The 11,617-nt window shown below is 45.9% G+C and carries 9 protein-coding genes and 2 pseudogenes; 8 read left to right on the top strand and 3 right to left on the bottom strand.

Annotation, left to right across the window (positions count from 1 at the left end):
• Positions 1-200: 200 nt before the first annotated feature.
• Entirely contained in the window at positions 201-1,610 is a 1,410-nt protein-coding gene (locus QMZ64_RS22625; protein ID WP_075755466.1) for a SpoVR family protein, read from the top strand.
• Between the two features lie 406 nt (positions 1,611-2,016).
• Positions 2,017-2,844 (top strand): C40 family peptidase, encoded by an 828-nt coding sequence (locus QMZ64_RS22620; RefSeq protein WP_265627485.1) that lies wholly within the window; start codon positions 2,017-2,019, stop codon positions 2,842-2,844.
• Positions 2,845-2,891: 47 nt separating this feature from the next.
• On the opposite strand, the gene QMZ64_RS22615 is transcribed toward QMZ64_RS22620, so the two are convergent.
• The gene (locus tag QMZ64_RS22615; protein WP_301441606.1) at positions 2,892-3,770 is read right to left on the bottom strand and encodes a LysR family transcriptional regulator; all 879 of its coding nucleotides are present in this window, start codon (positions 3,768-3,770) and stop codon (positions 2,892-2,894) included.
• Positions 3,771-3,880: 110 nt separating this feature from the next.
• Between QMZ64_RS22615 and QMZ64_RS22610 the strand changes: the two genes are divergently transcribed.
• From QMZ64_RS22610 to QMZ64_RS22585, 6 genes and pseudogenes are all read left to right on the top strand, one after another.
• Positions 3,881-4,972, top strand: a complete 1,092-nt coding sequence (locus QMZ64_RS22610) for a citrate synthase/methylcitrate synthase (RefSeq protein WP_265627483.1) — start codon at positions 3,881-3,883, stop codon at positions 4,970-4,972.
• A 122-nt stretch (positions 4,973-5,094) separates the two neighbouring features.
• Positions 5,095-6,159: a PQQ-dependent sugar dehydrogenase gene (locus tag QMZ64_RS22605; RefSeq protein ID WP_265627482.1), complete on the top strand. Its 1,065-nt coding sequence runs from the start codon at positions 5,095-5,097 to the stop codon at positions 6,157-6,159.
• 82 nt (positions 6,160-6,241) lie between these two features.
• Complete coding sequence (locus QMZ64_RS22600) at positions 6,242-7,111, top strand: SDR family oxidoreductase (RefSeq protein ID WP_265627481.1); 870 nt, start codon at positions 6,242-6,244, stop codon at positions 7,109-7,111.
• A 136-nt stretch (positions 7,112-7,247) separates the two neighbouring features.
• Complete coding sequence (locus QMZ64_RS22595; protein WP_165426508.1) at positions 7,248-8,606, top strand: sodium-dependent transporter; 1,359 nt, start codon at positions 7,248-7,250, stop codon at positions 8,604-8,606.
• 21 nt (positions 8,607-8,627) lie between these two features.
• Positions 8,628-10,256, top strand: coding sequence for a pyridoxal phosphate-dependent decarboxylase family protein (locus tag QMZ64_RS22590; RefSeq protein ID WP_265627480.1), 1,629 nt, complete (start codon positions 8,628-8,630; stop codon positions 10,254-10,256).
• 5 nt (positions 10,257-10,261) lie between these two features.
• Positions 10,262-10,459 (top strand): annotated as a pseudogene (locus tag QMZ64_RS22585) (peptidoglycan recognition protein family protein); the annotation flags it as partial.
• 225 nt (positions 10,460-10,684) lie between these two features.
• Here the strand turns inward: QMZ64_RS22585 and QMZ64_RS22580 are convergent.
• Complete coding sequence (locus tag QMZ64_RS22580; protein ID WP_059230643.1) at positions 10,685-11,098, bottom strand: hypothetical protein; 414 nt, start codon at positions 11,096-11,098, stop codon at positions 10,685-10,687.
• A 7-nt stretch (positions 11,099-11,105) separates the two neighbouring features.
• A pseudogene (locus QMZ64_RS22575) lies at positions 11,106-11,617 on the bottom strand (hypothetical protein); the annotation flags it as partial.

The following is an 11,617-nucleotide window of genomic DNA, read 5'->3' as shown; positions in this document are numbered from 1 at the left end:
AAGTCAGCTTCCGATGCTCGGCCTTCCTAGACTGCAAGGGTTGCGGGTCACGCTGAAAGGATGACAAAATCCCAAAATTAAAAGTCGTTTTGGGATTTTGTCAGCAATCTAAGGCAGCTGTCAAACCGACAGCTGCCTTTCATCTTTTCAAAACCCGGCTCATACAATAAAGAGAAGTCCAACCGGGGGGGATTTGAGTATTGAGCATACGGGAGCAAAAAGAGCTGCAGCGGGCGATAGCAGAAATTACGGAGATCGCGGAAGGATTCGGCCTGGATTTTTATCCGATGAGATATGAAATTTGTCCGGCTGAAATCATTTATACATTCGGCGCATACGGGATGCCGACAAGATACAGCCATTGGAGTTTCGGCAAGCAATTTCACAAAATGAAGCTTCACTATGACTTTGGCTTGAGCAAAATATATGAGCTTGTCATTAATTCAAATCCGTGTTACGCGTTTTTGCTGGACAGCAATTCATTGATTCAAAATAAGCTGATTGTCGCACACGTCCTGGCTCATTGTGATTTCTTTAAAAATAACTGCCGTTTCCAAAATACGAAGCGCGATATGGTTGAAAGCATGTCGGCGACAGCAGAGCGGATTAAACATTATGAGACGGTCCACGGTTCAAAAGAAGTCGAAGCATTTCTCGATGCGGTGCTGGCGATTGAAGAACACATTGACCCTTCGCTCGTGAGGCCGAAGCTGTCGTGGAGCATAGATGATGAAGAGGAAGAAGAAACAGACGCGCCGCCCACTCCTTATGACGACCTCTGGGAACTGGATCATAAAGGATCGAAAGAGAAGAAGAAAAGGACGAAAAAAAAGTTTCCGCCGAAGCCGGAAAAAGACATTCTGCTGTTCATTGAAGAACATTCGCGGGAGCTGGAGCCTTGGCAACGCGACATCTTAACGATGATGAGAGAGGAAATGCTGTATTTCTGGCCGCAGCTTGAAACGAAAATCATGAATGAAGGATGGGCGTCCTATTGGCATCAGCGAATCATCCGCGAGCTTGAGCTGACATCAAGTGAAGCGATCGAATTCGCCAAGCTCAACGCGGGAGTGGTTCAGCCGTCCAAAACGGGCATCAATCCTTATTATCTCGGATTGAAAATATTTGAGGACATAGAGGAGCGCTACAACAACCCGACAGAAGATATGAAGAAGATGGGTGTAAAGCCGAACTCGGGGAGAGAAAAAATATTTGAAGTCAGGGAGATCGAGTCAGACATTTCATTTATCAGAAACTATTTAACGAAAGATCTCGTGATGCGGGAAGATCTCTACTTGTTTCAAAAACAGGGAAGGGATTATAAAATCGTTGACAAGGATTGGGAGGCTGTGCGCGATCAGCTTGTCAGCATGAGAGTCAACGGAGGATTTCCTTATTTGACAGTTGAGGACGGAGATTACTTAAAGAACAATGAATTATACATTAAGCATTGGTATGAAGGGATCGAACTCGATTTAAAGTATCTTGAAAAAGTTCTGCCTTACCTTCACCAGCTATGGGGAAGAAGCGTGCATGTCGAAACCGTGCTCGAAGATAAGCCCGTCATGTTTTCCTATGACGGAAAGGCTGTCCATCGCAGATATTTATAAAAAGTTTCAGGCTGCATTCGGGCAGCCTTTTTTATTTTAAAGCGCAACGACGACCGTCACTATGCCAAATAAAAGAACGTTTGTCCAGTTTTATAAGTTAATCATAAAAATGTAAAATAAAGTATTTAACACTCTTTCTAAAATTGTAATTTTGCCTGCAGGAAAGTGCGAAAATGTAGTATTTAAGTTACCTTTGAAATGTAAATGAAATATTATCTACCCTTAAAAACTTTTTTTAAAAACGAATAATTAAGGAATTTGACATAGTAAGTCAAGACTATACCTGATGGAATTCCCTCCTTATAATAGAAACAGAGGAAGGGCTGAAGCAGCCGTTCTCAAAAAAAATGAAACTGCTAATTTTCGCCTTTGAAAATATAAAATATTCTGCTATTGGGAGGACAACATGAAAAAACAAGTCATAACAGCAGCATCAGCGGTTGTTTTAGGATCGACTTTATTTGCGGGAGCGGCTTCCGCGCAAACCATAACGGTGAAAAAAGGAGATACGTTATGGGGATTTTCGAAGAAGTACGGCACAAGTGTCAGCAAGATTAAACAGGAAAATAAGCTGAAATCCGATATCATTTACATAGGGCAGAGGCTGTCGATCAATGGAAGCAGCTCTTCGTCTGCAAAAGCGTCGCAAGTTTCATCAGCTACGCATAAAGTGGTCAAAGGAGACAGCCTTTGGAAAATTTCTCGGACATACGGCATGACCGTCAATGAACTGAAGTCTCTGAATGGTTTAAAAACAGATTTAATCCGGATCGGACAAGTATTAAAAGTTAAAGGGACGAAAAGCGTAAAAGCTGCATCAACGACAAAGCCTTCTGCATCAAGCGGGACAAGCAAGGCGCCTGCGCAAACCTCTTCAGCGCTGAATACGTCAAAACTAGTTTCGGATGCAAAAGCCCTTATCGGAACGCCTTATAAATGGGGCGGAACATCTGCATCAGGATTTGACTGCAGCGGATTTGTCTGGTACATCCTCAACAAACAGACGAATGTGGCGAGAACGAACACAGCCGGTTACTGGAATTCGATGAAGAGCGTATCAAGCCCTGCAGTAGGCGATTTCGTTTTCTTCACGACATATCAGCCGGGACCTTCGCATATGGGGGTTTACATCGGAAACAATCAATTCGTTCATGCCGGTTCTGACGGCGTAACGATCAGCGATATGACAAACAGCTATTGGAAGCCCCGCTATCTTGGAGCAAAACGCTTCTAATGTTGCAGGGACAAGCCCGTTCATCATGATGAACGGGTTTTTTCCATTTAGAAACGGAACCCGGCTAAAAACGCCAAAAAGTGTTCGACCTTCTCATTATCTTTCAGACTAATCGCATATCCCCCTGCAACAGGAAGCTTCATGAAATCGCACGGCACCTCTATTAATCTTCCTTCCATCAGCTCGCGGCGCACAGTCGACAGCGGCAAGAATGATATACCGAGTCCTTCTGAAATAAATCGTTTCGTAATATGCGTCTGGCTTACGAGCATCGTTCTGACAAACGGAAATTTGATCCTCAGCTGCCTGACAAGGTCGTCCCAGTATTCGGGGTGATTATGGGTCAACAGCAAATATTCTTCAAGCAAATCTTCGACATCGAGCGGCGGCGCTTGTTCTGAATCGCGGCCGTCATGAGGGGCGACCAAAATCACGGGATCGCTGTACATGGAATAGCAGTTCAGGTTTGACGATTGCACGTTTAAGCAGCTTAATCCGATATCTGCATGGCCGGCTGAAATCAGGGGAGCGATTTCAGCTGATTCGGCGATCTTTACTTTGATCTCCGAATTCGGATGCAGCGCCGTGTATTTTTTTAATACAAATGGGAGAATCGTATCGGCGATAAGCGGTGAAACCGCTAGATTCAATGTCTGTGAATAGCCTTGTCTGATTTTGTGAAGCTCTGCCATGCTCGATTCATAGTCTTCCAGCAGGCGAAGGGCGAAAGGAAGGTAAGCGCGGCCTTCTTTCGTTAAATGAATGCTTCTTCCTTTGCGGGTGAACAGCTGGCACCCGAGTTCTTCCTCAAGCAGTTTAATTTGGACGGTGACGGTCGGCTGAGAAATAAATAAGGTTTCCGCCGTCTTTCTGAAATTTTCGTATTTTGCGGCAGTAACAAAGGTATGAAGCCATTTAAAATCCATTGCAGTCCTCCTGATTAATTTTGTTAATCAAAGACATCAATATAATTCAATATTTTTTAAATATTATATCAACTATAATGATATTTACAAAGGAAAAAGGAGGAATTGATATGGTTTATCATGGATTGAAAGGGATTACTTGTGTTGAAACAGCCATCAGCCGCATTGACGGTGAAGAGGGAAAGCTGATCTACAGAGGGTACAATGCTGATGAACTGGCGCTTACATCTACATTTGAAGAAGTCGCTTATCTGATTCTCAACGGGGCATTTCCGACGGAAGCGGAACTCAGCCGATTCAATGAGATGCTCGCTTCATTCCGTGTGCTGCCAGAAGCATGCAAGCGATTGATCCGCTGCCTTCCGGCCGAATTAGACGATATGGCGGTTCTTCGCACGGTCGTCTCTTCATTCGGGGACAAATCGTTTGCGTTCAAGCCGACAATGGAGCAGGCTCTCAGACTGATTGCAGCCGTCCCGTCGATTATCGCGTTCAGAAAAAGGCTGACTGACGAAGAAGAACCTGTTCAGCCGCTGGATGAGCTTGGCTTTGTGGAACATTATTTTTACATGCTGAAAGGAAAGCGTCCGACAGAAGCTCAGAAAAAAGCGCTCGAAACGTACATGATTCTTGCGATGGAACACGGCATGAACGCTTCAACCTTTTCGGCAAGAGTTACGGTGTCTACGGAATCCGATCTTGTTTCTGCCGTCACATCTGCACTTGGCACGATGAAAGGACCTTTGCACGGCGGAGCGCCGTCTGCGGTGACCGATATGCTGGAAGGCATCGGGGAAAAACAGCATGCAGAAAGCTATATAAGAGAAAAGCTTGAAAAAGGCGAGAGACTGATGGGATTTGGACACCGCGTCTATAAAACGCATGATCCGAGAGCGAAGGCTTTAAGGGTGAAAGCTGAGGAAATTGCCGGGGGCGATCGGGATATCGACCTTGCTCTTCATGTTGAAAATACGGCGATCCGCCTTTTGGAAGAATACAAGCCGGGCCGAAAGCTTTATACGAATGTCGAATTTTACGCAGCGGCTGTCATGAAGGCGATCGATTTTGATGCCGCATTGTTTACGCCTACTTTTTCGGCTGCGAGAATGGTCGGCTGGTGCGCCCATGTGCTGGAGCAGGCTGATAACAACATGATTTTCAGGCCGTCGGCTAAATATATCGGAGAATTGGTTTCTCAGTAATGCGGACACACGCCTTCTCAGCGAAGCGCGTGTTTTTTTAATAGATTTTAGAATGTTTAAGTAGGGAATTATGCCGGTGTTCTTGAATGTATTCATCAAGAAAGTCCTTTAAGGGGGAGACGATGAAAAAAGGATTCCTGATGTTGATCATGCTGTTTTTTCTAGGTGCATGCTCGGAAGACCGGGATTTGGATGCTGAACATGAAGCGGCGGGGACGAAAGAAGGCGGAAGCGGCGCCGAAGTCATCGCAGAGCGTCTGGATGTGCCTTGGACGCTCGCTCACACTGGCGAGATTTTTTACGTGACCGAAAGAAACGGGGGAATCGTGTCCATTGCCGAAGGCAAAAAGGAGCGCATGCAGCTTCAGCTGAAAAAGCCCGTTCATCAAGAAGGAGAAGGCGGACTGCTTGGATTTGTGCTCCATCCTGATTTCAAAAACAATCAGGAGGCATACGTTTACCATACATACAAAGACGGGGGCCATCTGAAAAACCGGATCGTAAAATTGACGCTTGACCGCCTCACTTGGACGGAAACGGAGGAGCTGCTTGCCGATCTGCCCGGAGGTGTGATTCATAACGGCGGCCGGATGGCGATCGGGCCCGATCAAAAGCTGTACATCACGACAGGTGATGCGGGGGAAAGGGAATGGGCCCAGCAGCCTGAAAAGCTGGCGGGGGTGATTTTAAGGATGGAGCTTGATGGTGCGATCCCTGCTGATCAGCCTTTTCGCTCGTCTTATGTATACAGCTTTGGACACCGGAATCCGCAAGGCCTCGCATGGATCGGCCGGCAGCTTTACAGCTCCGAACACGGGCAGTCTGGACATGATGAAGTGAACAAAATAGAAGCCGGAGCCAATTATGGCTGGCCGGTGATTGAAGGAAGCGATGAGAAGCGGGGAATGAAAGCGCCGCTCATCCATTCGGGAGAAGAAACGTGGGCCCCATCCGGTTTAGCGCAGAAAGGGGATGTCCTCTATATGGCCGGGCTGCGGGGTGAGGGCGTTTTCCGGATCGATCCGGCGGAAGCCAAAGCGGTCAAATGGCTTGGCGGATACGGCAGAATCAGGGATATAAAAGTAATCGGAGATGATCTGTATTTCATTTCGAACAATGGCGACGGAAGAGGCGAAAAAAAACAGACAGACGACCGGCTCATCCGCGTGCCTCTGTCTGATCAGTAAACATGTCTCGCTGAGTTCTTGCGTTTAAGGATGCCGGAATCGTGGTAACTGTGCACTAAACAATGGTGAAGAGGTGAGACGAATGAATCCGGCAAACAGACAGACGGATGGACAGAAAGCGCAAAAACAAGAAAAACAACCCGGGGCTGAGCACAAGATGGTGCCCCTTCCGCTCTCGGAAGACCGCGACTACAAAGGAAGCGGCAAATTAAAAGGAAAAACCGCCATTATTACCGGAGGAGACAGCGGAATCGGCAGAGCGGCCGCCATTGCATACGCCAAAGAAGGTGCCGACATTGCCGTCATGTACTTGGACGAACACAAGGATGCCGAGGAAACGAAAGAACGAATCGAACAAGAAGGCGCAAAATGCCTCTTGATTCCCGGAGATGTCGGGGATGAAGCACATTGCAGAACATCTGTCGAAAAAGCGGTGAATCACTTTGGCGGACTCGACATTCTTGTGAACAACGCTGCCGAACAGCATCCGCAAAAAGGGATCGAAGATATTTCGACCGAACAGCTTGAACAAACATTCAGAACGAATATTTTCTCCATGTTTCACATGACAAAAGCCGCGCTCCCGCATTTAGGGGAAGGAAGCGCGATTATCAATACCGCATCGATCACGGCTTACGAGGGCAGTCCGGCGCTGATTGACTATTCGAGCACAAAGGGTGCGATTGTCGCGTTTACCCGTTCGATGGCTGCATCCCTTGTCAAAAAAGGAATCCGCGTCAACGCGGTAGCGCCGGGGCCCATTTGGACGCCGCTCATTCCGGCTACTTTTTCGCCTGAAAAAACGGAAAAACACGGTACAAATACGCCGATGGGAAGGCCCGGACAGCCTTCTGAACACGCTGCGGTGTATGTTCTGCTCGCTTCAGACGATTCCTCTTATATGACAGGACAGACGATCCACATCAACGGCGGAAGATATGTGACGACATAATTTCAACCGGCTGCTATTGTAAGGCAGCCGGTTTTTTCTGTTTGTTTTTTCGGAAAAATAAGAATTTGAAAGATCACTTTCAAAAAAGCTGCCCCGTAAGAGATAATAGAAGCAGAAAGAGAAAGGATGTGTATGAATGAGCGATCGCAGAATGACAGCAAAATGGGCATCCAAACTTGGATTTGTTCTCGCTGCAGCGGGATCCGCCATCGGCCTGGGGGCGATTTGGAAGTTTCCCTATGTGGCGGGAACGAGCGGAGGAGGCGCATTTTTCCTTGTATTTGTCCTATTTACGATACTGCTGGGATACCCCCTGCTTTTAGGGGAATTTATATTAGGCCGAAAAAGCCAATCGGATGCTATCGGCACCTATCAAAAAATAGCGCCGGGAACGCCTTGGGTAATCACAGGCTGGATCGGAATCGCCGCCTGCTTCCTTGTCCTGTCGTTTTACAGTGTGATCGGCGGCTGGATTTTGCTTTATATCATCAAAGCAGTAACCGGTTCATTGTCGGGTCTCACGCAGGCCGGATACGGGGAGCTATTCGGTTCGATCATCCAAGATCCGCTGCAGACACTGGCAGCGCAGCTTGCGTTTATCATCATGACGATCCTCGTCGTGGCGAAGGGTGTGCAAAAAGGAATCGAGCGCGTCAGTTCGATTATGATGCCGCTATTATTTATTTTATTTATTGCGCTCGTTTTAAGGGCTCTGACGCTTGAGCATGCGATCGACGGCGTGCGTTTTCTGCTTGTGCCCGATTTTGGCAGCCTGACGCCGCAGGCGATTCTTTTTGCGCTCGGACAAGCTTTCTTTACGCTGACGCTTGGCGTATCTGTGATGGTGACGTACAGCTCCTACTTGTCAAAGTCACAAAACCTTCCGAAGTCGGCGGTCTCGATCGTGATCATGAACCTTACCGTCACGCTGCTTGCCGGTTTGGCGATTTTTCCGGCCGTCTTTTCATTCGGGCTTCAGCCCGATCAGGGGCCGACTTTATTATTTGCAGTTCTGCCGGCAGTTTTTGACCGGCTTCCATTCGGGATGCTGTTTTTTATCGGGTTTTTGACAGCCTTTTTATTTGCCGCGCTGACTTCGGCTTTTTCGATGATCGAGATCATTGTTGCCGCTATTACAAAAGGCGATCAAACGAAAAGGGGGAAATGGACGTGGGCGATCGGCCTTTTGATTTTTGCTGTCGGCATTCCTTCCTGCTTGTCTTACGGAGTGCTCGATGAGCCGTTCATTTTTAAGAAGACGTTTTTTGATGCGGCGGATTATGTCGTCAGCAATATTTTGATGCCGCTTGGCGCGCTTTTTATTTCGATTTTTATTCCGCTGAAATTGTCCAAACACGATCTATATGAAGAAATGAAAAGCGGATCAAAAGCGGGGAAAGGCTTTTTTATCGTGTGGTTTTATCTTCTCCGTTTCCTTGTGCCGCTTGCAATTGTACTTGTCTTTTTAAATTTAATCGGAGTGTTTTCATTTTAAAAGATCAGGAGATGGGTGAATATGGTGTTAGACTTTCAACAGATGTTTCCGAGCGAGGATGGCAATCACGAGGCGCGGTATCAGCTGCTGGCATTGCTTGAAGCGGTATTGGCCGGAATGGACAGGCTGAAGGATCCCGCCCGGATGACGCTTGGCCGCGAGTCTGAAGTTTCCTCTGACTACTATCAAAGCGTCATTAAAGAGCCCGCCTTGCCGGAAAAAGGCTTCGGGGCGGAAAAAAGCGTTGAAGAGCTATTGAAATTGCTTGACGGCCACCGTTTTTTAAACAGGCATTATGTGGCCAACGCGACACCTTTGCCGAACAACGCCAGTATCGCCGGGAATCTTTTAATGGTTCTTTTAAACGGAAACAATTTATGGGATGTAGACGGCACGGCTGCAGCAAGGACGGAAGTGCAGATCACGGCGATGCTTTCGGACATTGTCGGCTATGACAGGCACAAGAGCGGCGGTTTTACCACATGGGGAGGGCAGGGCGCTGTTTTTCAGTCGCTCAGGCTGGCGATCGCAAGCGCGTATCCTGAAGCGAATCAGCAAGGAACACCGCATCACCTGTACGCGTTCTGTTCAGAGCTTTCGCATTTCAGTCTTTACAAATCGATGGAAGCTTCCGGAATCGGGACGGACCATTTGATCAAGGTCAAGACGAATCGCGATCATTCGATGGATCTGGCCGATTTGCGTGAAAAAATGCAAGCCGTGATTGAAAAAGGCGGACATCCGATTTATGTTTTGGCAACGCTTGGCACAACTGACTCATTTGGCATCGATGATTTGGCCGGAATCAAAAAAGTGACTGAGGAAATAGAGGCCGCCTACGGTTTGCCTCCTGTCTATATTCATGCCGATACGGCGATGGGCGGGATGTACGGTTTTTTTAACGGATACGATTTCACCGGAAACCCGCTTCATCTTGAAGATGAGGTGCTTGAGACGCTTGCCCGCTACAAAAAACATTTTCAGCATTTGCACCTGGCGGACAGCTTGGTTTTTGATTTTCATAAACTTGGACAAACGCCGTATATCACAAGCCTTTTCTTGGTGAAAAACCGTGAGGCACTGAAAGCCGTTGATTTGGATCCGGATGAGACGCCTTATGTCGGTAACAGGGGGTTTGGCAGCTATCATACGAGCTATACGCTAGAGTGTTCGCGAATGGGAAGCAGCATACCGATTTATGCTTCTCTGCTCGCATTCGGAATCGAAGGCTACCAGGAGATCTTGGCCAATTACATCAGAGTTAACCTGGCGTTTCGAAAAAAACTCCTGCAGGCTTTTCCGAATGCAGCCGTCACCAATGATGTATCACCTGTAACGACATTCCGCTTCTATCCGGGAAATGTCCGCTATCATGAAGAAATCAGCGGCGCCATCACGGAGGAAGAAGTGCGGAATATTAACAAATTCAATGAAAAAATCGCCGAAACATTGGGAAGATACCGCAGTCACACCTATTTTGGCAGCACGAAAAAGCAAACATACGTTTATCCTGCTGACAGCCGTTTGCCCGTGCCCCTTTATGTCCAGAAATTCTACAGTGTCTCGCCTTACACAACGGTTGATACAATTGACCATTATATCGCCTTTTTAAAAGCGCATGTTGAACCGTCCGATGTAGCAGCCGGATAAAAGTTGAACATGAAGTCGCATACTATGCACATCATAAAAAAATGTTCAGTTGATATGTGAGTTTCCTTAAACCGGACGCCAATGCAAAATCGATCAGCGTGGAAACGTATGTCGAAAAAAATGACAAGATTCACGGTGAAGCGGTTCAGAATACCGCTGAATTGGTCGCCGATCTGTGCAAGCGCTATGGTCTTTCTACAGAATTCAGGAAAAAGTCGATGCTCTGCTGTACAATCTGATGCATGAGCTGTCTGCAAACGGTATTTACGGGCCAAAAACAAAGGCGAAAATTGAAGCTTTATTGAAGTAATCAAAAAGGCCCTTTCTTATGTAAAGGGCCACATTTTTTCGCTTCATTAAGAGCACCATTTCTGCGTTGAATTAAAAAAGAAGGGGCCAGTTGTGGCGCCCTCCAAAAGTATTTATATTTATTCTAATCCTGAGTATGGATTTTCAACGTTTCCTTCTAATTCCTCAATAGTTTCCTCTATAAGCTCTCTAACTTCTTCACTAGGGTTTTCTTTAATCATTTCCTGTAATGCTTTAAAGCTTTCTGGAAGTCCCAAATAAGCTATTATTGATGTAGCATTGTCTATTAGATCATAAGAATTTACATCCAAGATATTTTTTATTAAAGTATCTATTTTATGTTTAATTTTGTCGTCCAGAATTTTATAAGTATGCCACTGTCTTTCTGAAAGTTGGTAAATTGCTTCTAATAATTCAATATAATTGACATTATCTTTTGCACTTTCATAAATATCAACAATCTGATTGAAATACTTCTCTAATGTATCTTTAGATAAAGAATCGGGTAATTCATCAAACTTAGAAAAATCCATGTTCGTTTCACTCTCCTACAACTGGAATGTGTGTTATGTTACTAGGTTTTTTGTGGAGTTTACCATCTTGTCCTAGAAGTTTTTTTTGTATTTTTATTTGGGCAGTCCACATATTTCCGGAATTACTGTCCGGAAATTTCTCTTTTGCGTTTAAATCCGGTGAATGCCACTTTACCTCTACTTTTTTTCCGTCAATTTCAAAGTTGTATTTGTATCCTTTTTTTATAGTTTCACTTGCTTTAAAATTGTTTGGTGTACCCTTTGGTATCATGGATTCTAAATCATTAGCGGAAATTTTTCCATTCTTGAGCTTGCTAGTCGCAAAACTCAGATCAAAATCTTTAACTTTGTCTTTTCCCTCAGAAGATTTTTTTGGCGTTTCCTTTGCTGATTTAGAAGGATTTTGCTCAACTTTTCCAACATTCTTAGCTGCTTCCGATCCTTTATCTACCTTCGCAACTTTCTTTCCCGCTTCTTCACCTTTAAATAACTTGAAGCCGCGCTTTCCGTACTTAAATG

The sequence above is a fragment of the Bacillus sp. LB7 genome, from assembly GCF_030449715.1.
GTDB classification, from domain to species: Bacteria; Bacillota; Bacilli; order Bacillales; family Bacillaceae; genus Bacillus; species Bacillus paralicheniformis.
This window is presented reverse-complemented; position numbering and strand designations above follow the sequence as displayed.